Origin of the sequence: Pantoea sp. Pa-EAmG (assembly GCF_030024295.1) — a bacterium.
GTDB lineage: Bacteria > Pseudomonadota > Gammaproteobacteria > Enterobacterales > Enterobacteriaceae > Pantoea > Pantoea dispersa.
Map to the genome: position 1 here is coordinate 1 of NZ_JASEWO010000093.1, position 18,178 is coordinate 18,178.

General features: G+C 54.1%; 14 protein-coding genes. 3 read left to right on the forward strand and 11 right to left on the reverse strand.

The window, feature by feature from the left end; genetic code table 11:
- From QMM04_RS13390 to QMM04_RS13400, 3 genes are all read left to right on the forward strand, one after another.
- The coding region (locus QMM04_RS13390) for a type I secretion system permease/ATPase (RefSeq protein ID WP_282996340.1) at nt 1–2,177 on the forward strand (2,177 nt) is incomplete at its 5' end.
- On the forward strand, nt 2,174–3,523 hold the full coding sequence (locus QMM04_RS13395; RefSeq protein ID WP_282996341.1) for an HlyD family type I secretion periplasmic adaptor subunit: 1,350 nt from the start codon (nt 2,174–2,176) through the stop codon (nt 3,521–3,523). The genes QMM04_RS13390 and QMM04_RS13395, both read left to right, overlap by 4 nt.
- Before the next feature lie 4 nt (nt 3,524–3,527).
- On the forward strand, nt 3,528–5,276 hold the full coding sequence (locus QMM04_RS13400) for a TolC family protein (protein WP_218402168.1): 1,749 nt from the start codon (nt 3,528–3,530) through the stop codon (nt 5,274–5,276).
- Nucleotides 5,277–5,348: 72 nt separating this feature from the next.
- Here QMM04_RS13400 and QMM04_RS13405 read toward each other — a convergent pair whose 3' ends face one another.
- The 11 genes from QMM04_RS13405 to QMM04_RS13455 all read right to left on the reverse strand — a co-directional run bounded on the left by QMM04_RS13405 (nt 5,349) and on the right by QMM04_RS13455 (nt 18,156).
- Complete coding sequence (locus QMM04_RS13405) at nt 5,349–6,350, reverse strand: hypothetical protein (protein ID WP_218402170.1); 1,002 nt, start codon at nt 6,348–6,350, stop codon at nt 5,349–5,351.
- A 10-nt stretch (nt 6,351–6,360) separates the two neighbouring features.
- On the reverse strand, nt 6,361–7,293 hold the full coding sequence (locus QMM04_RS13410; protein ID WP_218402172.1) for an ACP S-malonyltransferase: 933 nt from the start codon (nt 7,291–7,293) through the stop codon (nt 6,361–6,363).
- Nucleotides 7,294–7,303: 10 nt separating this feature from the next.
- Nucleotides 7,304–8,692, reverse strand: coding sequence for a hypothetical protein (locus QMM04_RS13415; RefSeq protein ID WP_282996342.1), 1,389 nt, complete (start codon nt 8,690–8,692; stop codon nt 7,304–7,306).
- A complete protein-coding gene (locus QMM04_RS13420) occupies nt 8,689–9,462 on the reverse strand; it encodes an outer membrane lipoprotein-sorting protein (protein WP_282996346.1) in 774 nt (257 codons plus the stop codon). The genes QMM04_RS13415 and QMM04_RS13420 overlap by 4 nt, the downstream gene beginning before the upstream one ends.
- Nucleotides 9,463–9,486: 24 nt before the next feature.
- Nucleotides 9,487–10,797 carry an ABC transporter permease gene (locus tag QMM04_RS13425; protein WP_010427857.1) on the reverse strand — a complete coding sequence of 437 codons (1,311 nt, stop codon included), beginning with the start codon at nt 10,795–10,797 and terminating at the stop codon, nt 9,487–9,489.
- Nucleotides 10,798–11,445: a hypothetical protein gene (locus QMM04_RS13430; protein ID WP_282996343.1), complete on the reverse strand. Its 648-nt coding sequence runs from the start codon at nt 11,443–11,445 to the stop codon at nt 10,798–10,800.
- On the reverse strand, nt 11,429–12,136 hold the full coding sequence (locus tag QMM04_RS13435; RefSeq protein WP_100167183.1) for an ABC transporter ATP-binding protein: 708 nt from the start codon (nt 12,134–12,136) through the stop codon (nt 11,429–11,431). The genes QMM04_RS13430 and QMM04_RS13435 overlap by 17 nt, the downstream gene beginning before the upstream one ends.
- 10 nt (nt 12,137–12,146) lie before the next feature.
- Nucleotides 12,147–13,097: an ATP-binding protein gene (locus QMM04_RS13440; RefSeq protein WP_100167184.1), complete on the reverse strand. Its 951-nt coding sequence runs from the start codon at nt 13,095–13,097 to the stop codon at nt 12,147–12,149.
- An 18-nt stretch (nt 13,098–13,115) separates the two neighbouring features.
- Nucleotides 13,116–14,333, reverse strand: coding sequence for a beta-ketoacyl synthase (locus QMM04_RS13445; RefSeq protein WP_100167185.1), 1,218 nt, complete (start codon nt 14,331–14,333; stop codon nt 13,116–13,118).
- Between the two features lie 4 nt (nt 14,334–14,337).
- Complete coding sequence (locus QMM04_RS13450) at nt 14,338–16,896, reverse strand: beta-ketoacyl-[acyl-carrier-protein] synthase family protein (protein WP_282996344.1); 2,559 nt, start codon at nt 16,894–16,896, stop codon at nt 14,338–14,340.
- A 99-nt stretch (nt 16,897–16,995) separates the two neighbouring features.
- Nucleotides 16,996–18,156 carry an aminomethyltransferase family protein gene (locus tag QMM04_RS13455; protein WP_282996345.1) on the reverse strand — a complete coding sequence of 387 codons (1,161 nt, stop codon included), beginning with the start codon at nt 18,154–18,156 and terminating at the stop codon, nt 16,996–16,998.
- Nucleotides 18,157–18,178: the final 22 nt, after the last annotated feature.

Below are 18,178 nucleotides of genomic sequence, written 5' to 3' on the forward strand. Positions count from 1 at the left end.
ATTCCCTTCTGTGGGGTGTTGAATGGCTTTGTACACACCATGCTAAGTTTGCCAGCAAAGAAGTCCTCTATGCTGGCCTGCCAAAAAGCGACAAGCTTGAGCCAGAAATGGCATTGCGCATGCTTGACCAGATGGGAATATCGGCCGGTTGGGTTAAGCGCGATCTGAGCACCCTCTCCTCGTGGCTATTTCCTTTACTGATAGCACGTAAAGACGGGACCTATTGCATTCTTACCGCGCGTAACGGAAAGCACGGAGAACATACTTATAAGATTGTGGTACCGGAAAACGAAGGAACCGTTGTCGTGACGGAGGCGGAGTTAAACGACGTCTACGGCGGTTATGCCCTCGTCACGACGCGCAAGCCGACGCTGGACGAGCGTGCAGACGACCAGCTGTTGCCGCAGGCTCAGGCGGAAGGGCATTGGCTCTATTCGACGCTATGGCGCTACCGCCACTACTTCTACAGCGCGGCGCTGGCCGCACTGCTGGCGAACATTCTCACGCTGGCAGGCACCTTCTTTACCATGAACGTCTATGACCGCGTCATTCCCACGCAGGCCTACGTAACGCTGTGGTCGCTGGCGATTGGCGTGGTTATTGCCATTGTATTTGAATTTTGTAGCCGACAAATTCGAGCCTACCTGATCGACATCGCCGGGAAAAAAGCGGACCTGATACTCGGGGCAAAACTGTTCCGTCAGGTGATGTCGATGCGAATGGAGTACAAGCCACAGTCCTCGGGCACCTTTGCCAACCAACTGCGTGATTTTGAGGCCGTGCGCGACTTTATTACCTCAGCAACGCTGGCAACGTTGTCCGACCTGCCGTTTTGCGCCCTCTTCATGTTCGTCATCTACCTGATTGGCGGCCCGCTGGCGATCGTGCCGTTAGTCGCGATGCCGCTGATTTTGATTGTCAGCATCATCATCCAGTGGCCGCTGGGCCGCTACATGGAAGAGAACGTCCGCGAAATCTCACTGAAGCAGGGTCTGCTGATTGAGAGTATTGAAGGGCTGGAAGCGCTGAAAGCGGCACAGGGCGAAGGGGTGATGCAAAAACGCTGGGATGATTTCAGCGCTCTGGCAGCCGCGTCGTCGATGAAAACGCGTTATCTCTCGATGCTGACGACCAACTTTGTCTCTTTCGTGCAGCAAATCACGACGGTCTGCATCGTCGTTCTTGGCGTGTATCTCATTCACGCTGGCGAGCTGTCGATGGGGGCGATGATTGGGGTGGTGATCCTTTCCAGCCGCTCGCTTGCGCCGCTGGCGTCGGTTGTCGGGTTAGCGCTGCGCTATCAGCATGCCAAAACCGCGCTGAAATCGCTGAACCAGCTGATGGAAACACCGACCGACCGCGATGCCTTGCTCAATTATCTGCCGACGCCGAATTTCACCGGCAGCATGCGCCTCAACAAGGTGGGCTTTACCTATCCGGTGCCGGGCATGATGGTTGCGCCGCGCATCCTCGACAACATCAACATCAATGTTGAAGCCGGTGAGCAAATCGCCGTGCTGGGCAAAATCGGCAGCGGAAAATCGACGCTGTTGCGCGTGATGGCCCGCCTGTATCAACAAAGCAGCGGCCAGATGTTCATTGACGGCGTAGATGCCACCCAGATCGATCCGGCGGACTGGCGAGCCGCGGTGGGCTATGTCGGCCAGGATTGCCGTCTCTTTTTCGGCACGCTGCGCTACAACATCATCATTGGCAACCCCGGCGTAAGCACGGAGGAATTCCTGCGCGTCGTGCGTCTGACCGGGTTGGATCACGTGGCCGCCAGACACCCGCTGGGTTTTGACATGCCAATTGGCGAAATGGGCAACTGCCTTTCCGGTGGACAAAAACAGCTTGTCGCCCTGGCCCGCTGCCTGCTGCTGCGCCCGAAGGTTCTGCTGATGGATGAACCCACCAGCTCAATGGATGCCATGACCGAAACGCTGTTCCTGCGTCGGCTCAAAGAGGCGACGCAAGGGCAAACGCTGATCATTGTGACCCATCGCATGTCGGTACTGAGCCTGGTTGAGCGTCTGATTGTGCTGGAAGACGGGCATGTCGTGAAAGACGGGCCAAAAGATCAGGTGATGGCCAGCCTGAATGAGAATGTGATGAAGAAAAAACAAGCGATGCATTCGGTTGAAGAGAAGCAACAGAAACAAGGTGTAAATGGATGATGAACGAGGACGAAGTGAATCATAACGCCTCAAAGGGAGAGGCCGACTCCGGGACGGATGCATCTCCCACGGCGTTGAGAAAGGTAGACAGCAACGGCGGGAAAACGCAGCTGGCAGTGCAAAAACCGCAGGCCACAGGAAAGGTCAAAGCAGACGATTTGAAATTCATGAATGACCTGCAGGGCGCGCTGATCGCACAGAAAACCCCGTTCAGCATGATCATGCTCTACACCATCGCCCTGGTGGTGGTGGTGTCGCTGGTGTGGGCACATTTCGCCCGGGTTGAGGAGATCACCCGTGGCGATGGCAAAGTGATCCCGGCCAGCCGCGAGCAGCTCATTCAGAGCCTGGAAGGGGGCATTCTTGAGGAGCTTAACGTTCAGGAGGGGGATATCGTCGAGAAAGGGCAAATTCTGCTGAAAATTGACCCGACCCGCGCCGGGGCCAGCTACGGTGAATCCCTCTCTAAAGTGCAGGGACTTAAGGGCAGCATTGCCCGTCTCCGCGCGGAAGCTTACGACACGCCGTTGTCCTTCCCGCCCGATATCGCCGGAATTGAGTCTATCGTGCGTGATGAAACCCAGGCCTATAACGCGCGCCTCAAAACCCTGAACGAGAGCGTTCAGGCCTTACAGCGCAGCCTGTCCCTGGCACAAAACGAGGTCAGCCTGTCAGAGCCGCTGGCCCGTAAAGGGCTGATGTCAGATGTGGAGATCCTGCGCCTGAAGCGTCAGGCCAACGAGTTCAGCCTGCAGATCGCGGAGCGGACCAACCGTTTCCGCTCCGACGCCAACAGCGAGCTTAACCGGCTGGAATCTGAACTGGCACAGGCGGAAGAGATCCTGCGCGGGCGGCAGGATGTGATGAACCGAACCACGGTGGTTGCGCCGGTACGCGGCACCGTCAACAACATTCGCGTGACCACGCGCGGCGGCGTTATCCAGCAAGGGGCGGAAATCATGACCATCATCCCGCTCGAAGATAACCTGCTGGTCGAAGCCAAAATCAAACCGTCCGATGTGGCCTTTATCCATCCGGGGCTGCCCGCCACGGTAAAAATTACCGCCTACGACTACGCCATTTACGGCGGGTTAACCGGCGTCGTCGAGCACCTGAGTTCCGACACCCTGATTGATGAGGAAAAAGCGCGTCAGGGACGTGGCGATTCGACCTATTACCGGGTCTTCGTCCGCACCAATCGGGCGGCACTGCAGGTTAAAGACAAGGAGTTCCCAATCATACCAGGCATGGTGGCGAACGTTGAAATCAGAACCGGGGAGAAGACCATTTTGTCTTACATCCTCAAACCGATACTGAAAGCGCGCGAAGCATTCAGAGAGAGATAATTTTATGGTTAAGGCACGTAAAGAGCGTCGTTGGGCCAGGGTAGCCACTGCGGTTGCACTCTGTTTGCCCTGCTCTTCTTTTGTCATTCCGCTCCACGCGGCTGACGTGGCGCAGGTTAAAAAAGACCTGTCCTCGCTGCCGCCGATGCGCACACAGTCACAGTTAACCCGCACCGCGCAGACGCCAGCGCAGCCTGCGGTACGCGCGAGCACGCCGGGGACGGTTCAACGGACTTCGCTGCCCTCGATGCGCACGCAGTCGCAGTACGCCAGTACGCATAAAACCGTACCTACGCAAACGTACCCCGCATCGCGACCTGCAAGCTACGCCGCGACGCAGCAAACTGTGGCACCTCAGCCGACGCTCGCGAACAGTACGAGTAACAAAGCGGCACTGAAAACGAATTACGATTTCTTCCCGCCCGTTAAAGAATACTACAAGCCCGAACCGGCCTACGCGAACGTTCGCCAACAGGGCGCATCGGCAAGCCCCCGCGCCACCAGCGGCATGTCGCACGGCTATTTCAACGGTGCCAGCACCAATGATTCGCGGGAATTCCTGCGCAGCATGGTGGCAAGAGCGCTGGCGTACAGCCCTGAGCTGCGTGCGGCCTCCTCTGAGGTTCTGGCCTCGGACTACATGGTGGATCAGGTCAAAGGCCAGCGTATGCCGCAGGTGCGGCTGGGCGTAACGTCGCCGCTGACAACAGTGGGGGGAGACCGCCAGTCGTCCAACAATACGCATATCAGCGACTCCAGCGGGACGGTATCCGTCAACACCCCCGTGATCGACTGGGGACGAATCAGCCATCAGGTCGATAACTCGCTGGAAACGGCAAAAGCGGCCCGCTATTCCAAAGAGTATTCTCGCGAGCAGCTGGCCTATAACACCGTGTCCGAGCTGATGAACATGAGTCGGTACCAGCAAAGTAAACAGGTGGCGAAGAACTATGTTGGCCGCATGAAAGAGCTGGTCAACATGCTGTCGCAAATCACCCAGGCGGACCGCGGCAGAGAAAGCGAACTGGTGCAGGCAAAAGCGAAACTGATGTCCGCTCAGGCGAGTCTCGACAACATCGAGCATCAGCTGAGCGCCAGTAAAATCAAGCTTGTGCGCCTGCTTGGCGCAGAGCCTGTGCTGCCAGAGAATTTGAGCTGGCAGGATACGATTATCCCGGCATCCGTCGCCATCAGCTCGCTGGACAAGAACCCGATGATGCTTAACCTGCAGTCCAAGGTTCGCGCGGCGGAATCGGAAGCAGAAAGCATTAAATCGGCTGCGCTGCCGCAGGTAAACTGGGTGGTCTCCAAAAGCACCGCCAAGGACAGTAACGGTAACGAAGCGGGCTGGTATACCGGCCTGAACGTGGAGTGGGAGGCGTTTAGCGGCGGCTCTCAGCGCGCCGCTCAGATGACGGCCCGCGCAAAAGCCAACGTGGCGCAGCAGCAATATGAAGTGAGCTACCGCGATCTGGAGTATCAGATTAACTATCAGGTGCAGGTACGCGACTCATCATTCCTGCGTGCAGATGATTACGAGCGTCTCTCAGGCGAAACTGACCGCGTGCGCCAGATGTTCTACCAGCAGTGGTATCACCTGGGAAAACGCACGTTGCTGGATGTGCTGACCGCTGAAAACGACCACTTTAACAACCAGCTTTCCGCCATTAATAATCGTTATGACGGGTACATTTCCAACGTGAACGTCATTGCCAGCGCCGCGATGATGCTCACCTGGATGCGGATAGCCTGAGCCGTATCGACCTGATAAAAAAAGCCAGACCCTCATTGCTGAGGGTCTGGCTTTTTTATTGCCCTTCGCGTCTTACCAGAGGGCGTTTTCTTTATCGATCTCCGCCCAGCGCAAATACATGTCGCTCGACATCATGAAATCGTTATGCCATTTCCACCAGGCGTGGAGGGTGTAATAGGCCAGACAAGGCAGGTAGCTCAGCAGGAAGTACACCTCAAACCACACCTTCCACCCCAGCAGCGTGAGCAGCAATCCCACCATGGCCGACCAGACAAACTCCACCCCCCCCAGCATCACCAGCCTCAGCCACAAAGGTTTTTCGGACAGGCTGCGCCAGGGGATCGTCGGGGAGAAAAACAGGTCGATCTCGTTAAGGAAAAGATGCCCCAGGAAGATATACCGCTTCGTGAACCGTAAAAACAGCAGATTAATGGCCAGCACCACCGCACAGAGCACCAGCATGGTAATGATGGACTCGAGGGTGAAGTAACGGCCATAGCGATCGAACTGTTCACTGTTCCGTAAGGGGCTAATCGTCAGCAGGTTCATGACGACGGACATGACGACAGCAATGGCGACATAATGGGACAGACGTTTATATTTCCCTTTGTCCCGCGCCGAGGCGATGACCTGTCGGATGTAGATCGAACGCATCGCGGCGAACATTCCCCAGACGATGAACGGCGCGACGATGGCCAGCGTCAGCAGCACGATCCCCGGCTGAGCCAGGGTGAGCATCAGCGCAATAATGCCTGCGAAAACCAGCGTGGCGATCGCGAGCACCATTACAGGTTCGACAATCATCGCATTCACCGGCTTATTCTCTTTCTGCAGAAACACAGATAAATCGACATTTTTGACCACGCACTTATAGGCCCAGAACGCCTTGAGATCGGCAATGAAGCTATACAGAATCAGCGCAAAAATACCGCTCGCCAGCCAGGCATCCTGACGGGTAAAGGAAAACCCGGCGTTTTTCCAGTAAAAACCCATCAGGATCAAGGTCACGATAGAGATAAAAAGAAGGTTCCTTTTATCCTGAAAGCGAATGAACGTTAAATAATCTGGAATCATATCTCGACCATTACATCTCTAATGCTTTTCTGCAGTGCAGGACGCGTTCGGCATTAAAACCGGCAAAATCATTCAGCATTTGACCGAGATAAGGTTTGTTACTCATCTCCAGGAACAGCGGACGCTCTGAATGGTTGATAAATCTGGCGACAGAATCGTTCCATTTCACCGTGTGGGTCAGGTGCAACGACAGATTTTCTTTGATGTTTTCCGGCACGATTTCCATCCTGCCCGTCACGTTCATCAGCACATCATACGCGGGTGAGGTGAAAGGTTGTCCGGCGAGGAAATCCCGCATCAGCTGGACGCCCTCTTCCATTAAACGCGTGTGCCAGGCACCGCTGACACCGAGTTTGATCGGCTCATAGCCCTCATCCGCCAGCACCTGGGCGAAGTCGCTCAGTGCCGCCGGTGTCCCGCCGATAACCTGCTGGCGCGGCGTGTTGTCACAGCTGATATCCAGCACAATCCCGGAACGGGTGATGATGTCGCTCAGGGTGGCAAAATCCGCCCCTTTCAGCGCGATCATTGCCCCTTTTTGCTTTTTGCTCACCGCATCCATGGTGCTGGCACGGAAATGCAGGGTGCGGAATAAGGTCTCCAGAGAGACTGCCCCCGCCGCATAGAGCGCACTGTATTCCCCGACGCTGTGGCCGCAGGCCCCCGTCACCCGAAGGCTGGGGAAACGCTCACGGCAAAGGCTATAGAGCGATACGTTGATCGCCGTGACGGCCAGCTGCTGTACCGTGGTCTGGATCAATCTGTTCATCGGCCCCTTAAGGCAGAGTCGGCGAAGATCGAGGCCAGAAATATCGCTGGCGCAATCCCAGATCTGTTTCGTCGTGGAATTCAGATCCCACAGATCGCTGCCCATCCCGATTACCGGGTTCCCTTGCCCGGAAAACAGCAGCACGACAGGCTGCGATGCATTATCAAGCGTCATAGTCATTTCCTTATAAATAGTACTTAAAGCCAACATAACCACCGACGACATCACCGAAGAATGCAAACTCAGAATTTGCGCTACCCAGTGCGGAATAGACGCCGGTATACGCTTCCAGCTGGTCATCAATAAAGGTCAGCGGTGCGCTGAGGTGCAGCCCTGCCATGGAGCTTTTATCCATCAGGTTGAGGATGAAATAGGGCTGTGCGGTAATCTGATGCGTGAACTGCACGCTGGACCAGGCGTTGAGATAATGTTTTCCCTGCAGCATGCCTTTGTTCCCCGTATTGCTTATCTCGGAGGCCATCAGGTATTTATAGGAATCATATGCCCTGTCGAGCGGTGCATAGCCTGTGCCGGTGTTCAAAAAGGTCATCAGATCGCGCTGCTTGCGCCATTCTGAACGCGAATAGCCTTCGCTCTGGTAATAGTATTCCAGGCCGAAAACGTTGAAGGTATCGGAGGTATATTGCCCGCCCACGGCCAACTCAACGCCCTGTTTCTCTTTTGTTTCATACAGCGAGGTGGGGAACTGATACCGCTCCAGCTCCGCGCTTTTCTCTTCAGACAGATGACGCCAGCGCTGCTCCGCATGCCACGCCACGTCGGCATTGAACGTGAGCTGTGGGGTATAGTTGTAACTGTCTGAAAGCGCGACCGACAGCGAGTCGCCCATCAGGACGCGCATCCCCGGCGTATGGCCACGGAAGACATGGGAGGTATAGCTCAGCAGCCAGGACTCACTGCTGTTGCCACGCTGATTTGCAGACCAGTTCCCGGAGGTCAGATAGTATTCATCCACCGTCGCCAGCTTCGGGATCATCGTCAGCGAAAGCGACTCGTCCCGGTTATCCATCGTCAGCGTTGCAGCCCAGGAGGAAGACTGATAAGCCGAGCGGAGCTGAGGATCGTAAAGCCGCGTCGGTTTTGCACCGTCGTAATAATGCGGCGTGAGATCCGAAGGCGAGCGCAGGAAGAAGAGCCCCGGCCTGGACGGAAGCTTCCCGACCTCAAGCTGCAGGCTGTCCGACAGGGTGTAGACCAGCTTAAGGCGCTCAATTAACAGACGTGAACGGCGGTCATCTTCTTCAAACGCACCGAGCTTACGCGGGGAATACCAGGTTAGCCCATAGAGGGATAAATCCAGGTCCAGCGTATCCTCAATCAGCGAACAGCGGCTTGCGACATTCACCCCGGCATCGTTGTAGATATTGTGTCGGGTGTACGGGTTTCGGCCATTGATTCGCCACTCCGAAATCTGTTTTTTAACGACAGACACCTGCTCATACAGCGTGACAGACGTGTTCTTTGCGACATCACTGCCGGACAGACAATCCGCGAATACGCTGACGGGCAGCGCGGCGAGCGCCAGGGTTAAGCCTGTTAATGTACGCTTCATTTCGCGCCTCGCTGAATAGACTCGCGGGTGAACGCCGATTCAGGTAACGATTCATAACGCACATCGCTGTAGGTCATGACGGAATAGCTCTTGCCGTGGCGCGCCTCTTTCACCACGATTTTCATCGGGCGCATTTTGCCTAATACCATCTGGAAATCCTGATACAGCACTTCTTTAATTAACTTATTGTCCAGAGAGAAATAGGCGGCTTTATAAGGACGGTTATCTCCCTCTTTTTCAACGTAATAGTCCACCTTCGGCCAGGTCACTTCAGCCGATTTACGCACCAGCTCCAGCTTATAGCACTGCGTTTCGCCGCAAGGCTCTTCACCCTTCAGCGTGGCGTCGTAGGCATATTCAAAGTTGGTGACAATGACGTCGCCATTGGAAATTTGCCCAATCAGACGCTGCTGGCGAGAGACGGGAACAGGACGGCGGAGTTCTGGCGTGTAGAACCATAAATCGTACCAGTCAGAGAGCAGCACCTTTCCCTTGTCGCGCGGCGGATAAATAAAGCGCGCCAGGGAGCGGGCATCCGCTTTCATCTCACCTTCTGGCTTCATAAAGCGCATGGAAATATCCAGCACCTGCTTATTGTCGGGCTGCGTGGCGCCCGTTTTAAATTCATGGATGGTGAGGGTGTAGCGAAAGGGTTTATTTGGCGAACGGACTTCATCCGCACGACGAATAATATCCACCACTTTGTCATCGGCAGAGGCGGAATACGCCCCTGCCGACAACAGACAGGCACCCAAAAGGAGTGAGGCCATAACACTGCGTTTCATATCGCTTCCTTACGAGAATTTAAATGCGTCCGAAATATTGAGCCGTGAAGCACGTAATGCGGGTAATACCGAGGCCCCCGTGGCGGTCAGGATCGGCAATACCAGGGTTATCCAGTTAAGCGCGACGCTGTCGGTTTTAATAAATGCGGTATAGCCCTGCGATTGCCCCGGCGACGGTGGCATCGCGATACCGTACAGATTAATGACGCTGGCAATGGCGTAACCTATCGCCAGACTGCCAATCGCGCCGATAATGCCGATGAAAATCCCTTCCAGTAAAAACAGGCGGGTCACATGCAGCGGTTTGAGGCCGATGGCTCTGAGCGTCGTAATTTCACGGGTGCGTTCAATAATATTCATCGTCATCGAATTACCGATCATGAAGATGACAATCAGACCGACAATGAGCTTAATAAAGAAATAGATCCCGGATAACAGCCCTTCCACCTGCTGATAAAATATCGAGGCGTCTTTCCAGTCTTTTACGATCAGCGGTAAGTTATGTTCGGCAATAAAGCCACGCAGTTTCGCCGTGAACGCGGCGGTATCGTCCTCTTTCAGCAGGATCAGCACTTTACTCACGCTGTTGGTGCCCATAATACGTTGAGCCGTACCCAGCGGAATTTTCATCGCCACGTCATCGTAATCTTTGATCCCGGATTCAAAGATGCCGCGTAGCTTCATGGAGAGCGCGCCCTGCCCGCCTTGCGTATTGACCACCAGCACGTCCAGCCAGTCGTCGTAATGCGCATTCAGCGTTTTCGCCAGGCCGCTTCCCAGCGTGATTTCGTCCGTGCGGATGCGGGACAGATCGCTGCCGGTGATTAATTTATCAAACGAGCCCAGCTTCAGTGCCGGTAGTGGTTCTACGCCCAGCGCGGAAAAATAGCTGGAGGTTTCACTCTCATACTGTGAAATAACGCCGGTGAACTCCAGCTGACCGGAGAGCGTCGAGATATCCTCAGCCAGAGCCGGATCGTTGAGAATCGCTTTCTTTAATGCCGGATAATCGTCGATCAGGCTTTTGTTTTTATTGGAGGTCTCAAAATAATTTTTGTTATAAATTTGCACATGACCAATATTGGTTCGAATCGTTTGCTCTTTCAAAATCCAGAAAGAGTAATCAATAAACCCGCCGTACAGGAAAATCGACACGCCGCCCAGCATGATGGCCGCCATGGTCGAAAACGATCGCCTTTTGTGGCGAAACAGATTTAAAAAAGCAAACTTCACGTCCCGCGATCGGAATACGACACACCAGAGGACAAAAAGCAGGATCAACAACACAACGCTATTCGCTAACACCATTTCCCCGGACATTTATTTCCCTTTCGCCAGCGGCAACAATACTTCTGTCACTTCGTTGATATCCCACTCTGGCGCGCTGCCCGATGCCAGAGACGATGCCGTATTCGCATTACGCAGTTCAATCTCTGCCAGTAACGCGTCTGCCTGCTGCTTGTGTTTGCAACTCAACAGCGCGCGATAACGCATTTCGTTGATGTGTTCCACCAGACCCGCATTGAATACGTCAGGCGTATTCAGCATCTGTTCCGTATCTTTTAACGTCACCACGCAGCGCCCGATTGACGCAGGCAACCAGGCATCGACCCGGGCACGCATATAGCGCACCAGCATGTTGTCTTCATACAGATCAACCGCCTCGTCCAGATAGAAAAAGCCCGTTTTCCCGTACTCAGATGCGCGAATAAAATCGTTGGTCTGGAGAGCGCGATCGGCCTGACGCAACGTTCCGTAGGCATAGAAAACCAGCGAAAGAGGATTGTCGTTGGCTTTGTATTCTTTAAAGAGCGACTGCGTCATCTCTGCAAGCATGTCCGCTTCCTGCGGAAAACCACTCTTGATGACATGCTCGGCGACGGGCGCCGGTGCGGCTTTAATGTTCCCGGCATAGGCCAGGCACAGCAAAAACCAGCAAAGAAGGAAAAAATTACGATTGTGAATCATGAACTAAAACTCCGTCCTTAATTTCAACCACGCGCCGCGCACGCTCTTTAAGCTGGCTTGAATGCGTGGAAATAATAAAAGTGGTGCGCGTCTCCTGATTAATTTTCAGCAGAAGATCCAGAATGGCCTCCCCGGTGACCAGATCGAGGTTTCCGGTCGGCTCATCGGCGATGACCACCTGCGGGTCGTGCGCCAGCGCCCGGGCGATGGCCACGCGCTGCTGCTGCCCGCCCGAAAGCTGGCCCGGTTTACGCTCGGTGAATCCCGCAAGCCCGACGCTGTCGATGAAGTGCAGCGCCCGCTCTTTGGCCTCTTTTTTCCCGACGTGGCCGTTTAACACCAGCGGGAAAAACACGTTATCGAAAACGCTCAGTACCGGTATCAGATTGAAAAACTGAAAAATAAAACCCAAATGCTTGCCGCGGATCGCCGATAATTGGTCTTCCGGCAGATGATTCAGTAATTTTTTCATAAACATCACCGAACCGACGGTGGGTTTATCAATTCCCGACAGGATATTTAACAACGTACTTTTGCCGCTGCCGGAAGGCCCGCAGAGCGCCAGAAATTCGCCTTTTTCTATTTCCAGATTGATATTTTTCAGGGCATCGACTTTGCCTTCGCCCGAGCCATAACTCTTATAGATATTGTTCAGCGATATCGTTGGGAGTTCTTTAATTATTCCGCTCATGGAGATGTCGTTATTCCTTGCAATATTCAATGTCGAAATAGCTGTAACCAAACTGCTTGTCGGGAACGATGGTTCTTAATCGCCCCGAAAAATCAGCATGTTGTTTGAGCCAGGCGAAACTTAACGCTGGAGTCAGGCAGCCGCTGGCACCGTAGAGATCAACCAGATCCAGCGTGTTCTTCGCGGGCAGCGTCGAGCGAGACAGCAGGTCTTTTCGCAGGCCCGAAAATGCAATCTGTTCAGGAACCTGAGTGTGCTCGATGGCATCGGCCATGACGTACTGCCCCCCCTTCACCCGGATAGCGCTTTCCTGCTGGCTGAAGATGAAACACCCGGCGCGTTCAACCGTTAAATTGACGTCTTCGGCCTTGCCTTTGCGCTTCTCTCCCCACTTCAGAGCAATGTCTTCATCAGAAAACACCAGGATCGGGATCGCCCGGTACGCCGTGCAGATCACGACAAAATCAAACACATCCCAGCTCAGGTAGTCGTTCGCCATGCTGAGGGCCTGCACGAAGGATTGCTTCTCACCGCGGAGCTTGCAGGTGGGAGCGTTAACCGAGAATTTCTTGACCAGATTTTTGGGCAGCGTGTCGATCGTTGAGATATGCAGCGCGCTGGAAATATTCTCAAACGGCCCGGATTCACCCCAGGCGTCGACATAAATAAATGCCGTGCGCTGCTTCAATAACCGCATCCGCTCTTTAGTGGGCAGCGCCATAAGCGCGTCATCCGCCGCCTGCTCCATCGCCTCAAGGTATTTTTGATATTGCGGGTTACGGATCATTTCACCGGGATAGAGATCCGGCTGCGTACCAAAGCGTTTTAATCCCCAGCCATGAGCATGGGTGGATTTCGTTGCCTTATTGTATAAGTGTGCTTCCCAGGCGTTTAACCAGCTGGGTTGATAGAAATAAAATTTATCTTCCGGCTCAATAAGCGAAAATGAGGATAAATACATAGGGCTCTCCATAATCGTTCAAAGGCCTCGATGAATATCAGACATCACGGCACCGATAATTGAACCATCCACGCCAACCCCTACTTTAAGCAGATGGTTTTTGTGGTGCCCAATGATGCCGCGGTCAATAACAACATGCTTCGCAACGCTATCAATAATGGCGTCGTTGCCCACGGGTGAAATCAGCTCTTTCTGCGATAACGTATGGTGACCAATAATTAAATCGACGATGCCTGAGCCGGTGGCGGTATAGCCAATCTGGCCTTTATAGGCGAGAACCGGAAGGGTATTTCCCTCAGCAAAGACCTCTATCGCTTTTGCTTCCGCTTTATCACTGATGGATGAGCCGTTGCCGTGCGGCATAATCGCGCACAGATCTTCCGTGCTGAGGTCCGCTTTTTTCATCGCGGCCTGCATCACCTTTAATACATTGGTGCTGAGCCAGGAACTGTCATTGCTTCTTCCGGCACTGATCTGCGTGTAGGTGGTTTGCAGTCGTATCCCATGCCCTGCTTTTCTGGCGCGTCGGTGGCGCGCATTTTCCAGCAGGATCGCGCTGTATCCCTCAGCAAAAAGCACGCCTTTACTGTTTTCACCGAACGGCTGGACCAGGTGCGTATCCAGCATCGACTGGGTATCGAGGAACCAGATATCCTGGGTTTTAATTTTTGAGCAGTTCACCACCAGCACAATATCAACGCCGCCATGCTCAATTGCCTGGCAACCTAAATGCACCGCCGTCATCGCTGAATTACTGGTGCAGTTCATATTGGGCGGTAAATACTGCAGGTGATATTTACGCGCAAGATTTCCGGCAATACGATCCTGCGACATATTATCGACGTGCAGGGTCATTAATGATTTTGTGAGATGAATATCTTCAATATCATTTTTGTTATAGAAACTCTTAAAGGCCATGCCATCGACCCGAGGGCCGATGCCGGTTAAATACACGCGGGCGTTGCACCCGGCCAGCCATTGAACATCTAATCCGGCCTGGGCGAGTGCATCGTCGATCAGACGATAAAGCAGATCTAATGCGCTATCATCCGTATGATCCAGCGTGGCAATATGCTTATTGCCATCGAACCCACACTTAATTGCCTCGTCGTCGGATTTAAACCAGGGCTTTCTTTCAACACGTTTGCCCAGCTTCAGATTTTGAATAAGCTGAATACTGTCTTCGGCAAACGGCAGACAGGAACTGAACCCCGAAATGATAGCGGCATTATCCACAATATTATCCTTTAATCACAAACGCGTAGTAGTTGCCGCCTTCCGTCGCGCCCACCAGCAGCACGTGCTTCAGGGCGAGCTTCAACGGTTCACGAACGAAGTTGATTCGCTTATCGAAGAACTCAACGGTATGAGGAATGGCGGGAACCGCCTGCTTCTTAATACAGTCAATGATGACGGCCAGGTTAAGCAGACCGGCAGCAGACGCGACAAAGCCAAAGCAGGCGTTATAGTTCACGACCGGCACGTCCGGTTTGGCCTGAGCGAAGGCTTCAACGATGGCATCGATTTCAATGCGTGAGCTTTCATCGCTACCGTTGCTGGTGCCGCAGACCAGATCGATCTCCTGCGCCGTGACGCCGGCATCCTTCAGCGCACGGGTAATCGCCAGCGCCATGGAGGCGGATTTCTCGTCCTGCTGAGAGGCATCGAAATAGCTGTTGCTACAGGCTTTACCGTAACCGACCACTTCTGCCAGCACCTCAGCACCACGCTCTGCGGCGCGCTGCGGATCTTCCAGCAGCAGCATGCAGGCACCTTCGCCGGGAATGTAGCCCTTCGAATCGTTACCGTAGATGTGGTAGTCGCGAGCGTCAGAGGTCATATGGAGCTTGCGGGTGACGGCATCCATATAAAGTGACATTGACGGGAAATACTCGTCCGCACCGCCCACCAGCACCTGCGGCTGCAGATCCTGACGCACGATTTCGTAGCCGTAGGTTAATGCGCCTAATGCCGCATTCTCCCCGGTCGCCAGGGTGGTGGTGTAGCCCTTGATCCCTTCGGAAATACCGCAGAACGTAGGGATTGAGTTCATCAGCGAGCCCGGGAACTCAGAGGTTCTGACCTTGCGCGGGTCTGGCTTCAGGCTTTGCAGGTATTTGTAGGTGGTTTCCTGCGGGCCGCTGGACATCCCCATCACCATGCCTAACGCATCGCCATCACGTTTAATTTTACGCTTCGCCTGTTCCAGCGCTTCGGACAGCGCAATCAGCGCGAAGGTGCCGCCACGGGTGGCTTTACGCGGGTCAAAGCGACGCAGATGCTTACGCGGCTCAAGGCCGGTGACCTGGAAGGTTTTAAAGTGTTCGTTCGCTTCCGGACGGGTGGCCGTCAACACGCTGAACTCTTCACCAAACAGCGTCTCAAACTGACGGGTTGATTCAAGCACATCCAGCAGCTCTTTCGCCTCTTCCAGCGTGTCTTCCGGGAAGGTGACGCCGCCCAGTTCAACGCTATGGTTCTGCTTCCAGACGTTATCGAGGATCTCGTTAACGGTGTGACCAATCGCGGAGACGGCCCCCAGACCGGAGATTGCCACGCGTTTTTCGTCGTAGGTGCTGACCGGAACAGAACACGGCTCCATGCTGATAATCATGCTGCAGTTATTACCGCCGAAGGCATAATTGTTCTTCATGAAGAGGTTGATTTTCTGGTCGCGGAAGTCGTTTGGCACGTAGTCCAGATCGCAGTTTGGACGTGCGTTGTTGAAGTTCAGCGTCGGCAGAACGCGGTTATCCGGCAGCGTCACCAGACACGCGATCAGTTCGACGATACCCGCCGCACCGATGTTATGGCCAAAGTAAGACTTGGTGGAGCTGACCAACAGTTTCTCGTTGTTGGCGAACACCTTTTTCATTGCCAGCGTTTCGATGCGGTCATTCGCTTCAGTGCCGGTACCGTGGGCATTGACGTACTCAATCTGCTCCGGGGTAACGCCCGCATTTTCCATCACCTTATGCATCACCTGTACGGCACCGCTGGCGCGCGGATCCGGTCCGGTTTCGTGGAACGCATCGCAGGAGGTGGCGTAGGAGAGGATTTCACCGTAAATGGTGGCGCCGCGCGCGACGGCGTGCTCGTACTCTTCCAGCACCACGGCGCCTGCGCCTTCACCAATCGACATGCCGGAGTTGCCGGAAAACGGCGTACAGGCTTCCGGATGCATGACGTTCAGGGCATAAAAACCGGCGAAGGTTGGCAGGTAGATCGGCTCTGTCCCGACGGCCAGCATCGTTTTGCTTTTGCCGTTCTGGATATAGTCAAACGCCATGCCGACCGCGTTAGGGCTGGCCGTACAGGCGGTCGCAACCAGTTCAACCCCGCCCTGCAGTCCGAGCAGCGTAGAGACGCTGGAGCAGCAGGAAGAGAAACCGCCGGAGAACAGCGCTTTACGCAGGGAGAAATCTTCCATGCGTTGTTCAAACAGCGGTAAGAACGCCTCGGTGCCCGCGGAGGAGACGCCCACAATCAGGCCCGTCTCTTTCAGGTGCGTCTTGTTCTCGGCCAGCCCCGCCTGATTCAGCGCGTCTTTACCGACCTTATAGGCCCAGAGTGCGGCATTATCCAGTGACGCAATAACGTCATCCGGTAATTCTGAATAATCAATATCATGTAACACTTCAGCCGCGCGGGCATTTTCAAACCATTTTGAAAAACGCACGCTGTCGGTGACGCCATTTTTTTTATTTAATAATGCGTCTCTAAAATCCTGAAGGTTTTCTGCCAGTGAGGAAAGGATCCCAATCCCGGTAATAACAACGCGTTTCCGGTTTGTCTTCATAACTATGTACCACCGTGTACAGACACTAAACAGCAGCAAGGATCCGTGGCGTGACATTGCCCACGGATATCTTGCTCACTGTTAAAGATGAATAATGAATTACAGCGCGCTTTTCGCTTTAGACGCGTCGATAAAGCTGTGCTCAGTCGGATTAACCAGCATGCTCAGGTTATAAATAAATGGCATACCTTTGGTTTTTGCCGCGACGGTTTCCGTATTCGTTTGAATAGCGAAACCGCTGATATCAGACCATGCGTATTCATTTTCCAGCAGTGCCAGCGCAATGAAGCACTGCAGCGCCGGAGAGAAGACCGCTTTCACAACGTTACCCACAGCCTGACCGTCAACCAGCACGCTGTCGCCTGAAGCAATGCCCGCGCATTCCCCTTCGACGATCATGCCAATAACCTTGCGCGCGCCTTCACCGTGAGACAGTTCTTCAACGGCGTCTTTACCCACAAAGCCTTCTTTGTCGTACTGCACGGCCCACTGCAGCTGCAGCTCTACCGGGTTAAGGTTGTAGCCAGCCCACAGCGCGTCATCCCAGCCTGGGTTTTCGATACGCACAATTTTCTGGTAGTCCAGCCCGCCGGTCTGCAGCTGGTATTTGCTACCGTGCTCCAGCAGCAGCTGCCACTGATCCAGCAGCTGTTCCTGCTGGCCCACAACCATGTAGGCGAACTCGCCGTGTTTGCCGCAGCGGAATACCATCAATTCGTTATCGGTATTCATGTACTCGTAGTAAGGCAGGCCGATGACGTCGAAACCGTGGATTTCGGACATCAGCTCCCAGGAGTAAGGCCCTTCAACCATGATTGCGCCCCAGCTCTGCTCACGCATGTCGGCAATTTCAGGGGTTTCCTGGATATCCAGCTCGTCGGCTTTTTCCAGAAGGGCATTCAGACCCGCGATCAGCTCAGATGACGGGATGTTTTCAGACAGGATGTAATAGCCGTCGGATGAGCAGAGCACGTACACGTCGCCGCGGACGGTACCGTCTTCATTCAGCACCAGAGAGTAGATCCCCTGCTCGTCACGAATAATAGAGACATCGGCAGAAACCAGGTTATTCACCAGAGCCCAGGCGTCATCACCCATCACGCTGACGATGGACATGTGGGAATAATCCACCAGCAGGGCATTTTCACGTACGGCTTTGTATTCCACCATCGGATCATGATAGGCAGAAGGAACGTTGGCATTATTGTAAATGCCCATTTTCGCATTGTTTTTCAAATGGAAATCATAAAGAGACTTCATAAAGGGATCCTGTTATTCGCAA

Bases quoted from the DNA above. Each gene is read 5' to 3' on its own strand.
- QMM04_RS13455 (WP_282996345.1), bottom strand. From the start codon at position 18,156: ATGAAGTCTCTTTATGATTTCCATTTGAAAAACAATGCGAAAATGGGC.
- QMM04_RS13440 (WP_100167184.1), bottom strand. From the start codon at position 13,097: ATGTATTTATCCTCATTTTCGCTTATTGAGCCGGAAGATAAATTTTAT.
- QMM04_RS13400 (WP_218402168.1), top strand. From the start codon at position 3,528: ATGGTTAAGGCACGTAAAGAGCGTCGTTGGGCCAGGGTAGCCACTGCG.
- QMM04_RS13405 (WP_218402170.1), bottom strand. From the start codon at position 6,350: ATGATTCCAGATTATTTAACGTTCATTCGCTTTCAGGATAAAAGGAAC.
- QMM04_RS13415 (WP_282996342.1), bottom strand. From the start codon at position 8,692: ATGAAGCGTACATTAACAGGCTTAACCCTGGCGCTCGCCGCGCTGCCC.
- QMM04_RS13435 (WP_100167183.1), bottom strand. From the start codon at position 12,136: ATGAGCGGAATAATTAAAGAACTCCCAACGATATCGCTGAACAATATC.
- QMM04_RS13425 (WP_010427857.1), bottom strand. From the start codon at position 10,797: ATGTCCGGGGAAATGGTGTTAGCGAATAGCGTTGTGTTGTTGATCCTG.
- QMM04_RS13430 (WP_282996343.1), bottom strand. From the start codon at position 11,445: ATGATTCACAATCGTAATTTTTTCCTTCTTTGCTGGTTTTTGCTGTGC.
- QMM04_RS13450 (WP_282996344.1), bottom strand. From the start codon at position 16,896: ATGAAGACAAACCGGAAACGCGTTGTTATTACCGGGATTGGGATCCTT.
- QMM04_RS13395 (WP_282996341.1), top strand. From the start codon at position 2,174: ATGATGAACGAGGACGAAGTGAATCATAACGCCTCAAAGGGAGAGGCC.
- QMM04_RS13420 (WP_282996346.1), bottom strand. From the start codon at position 9,462: ATGGCCTCACTCCTTTTGGGTGCCTGTCTGTTGTCGGCAGGGGCGTAT.
- QMM04_RS13410 (WP_218402172.1), bottom strand. From the start codon at position 7,293: ATGACGCTTGATAATGCATCGCAGCCTGTCGTGCTGCTGTTTTCCGGG.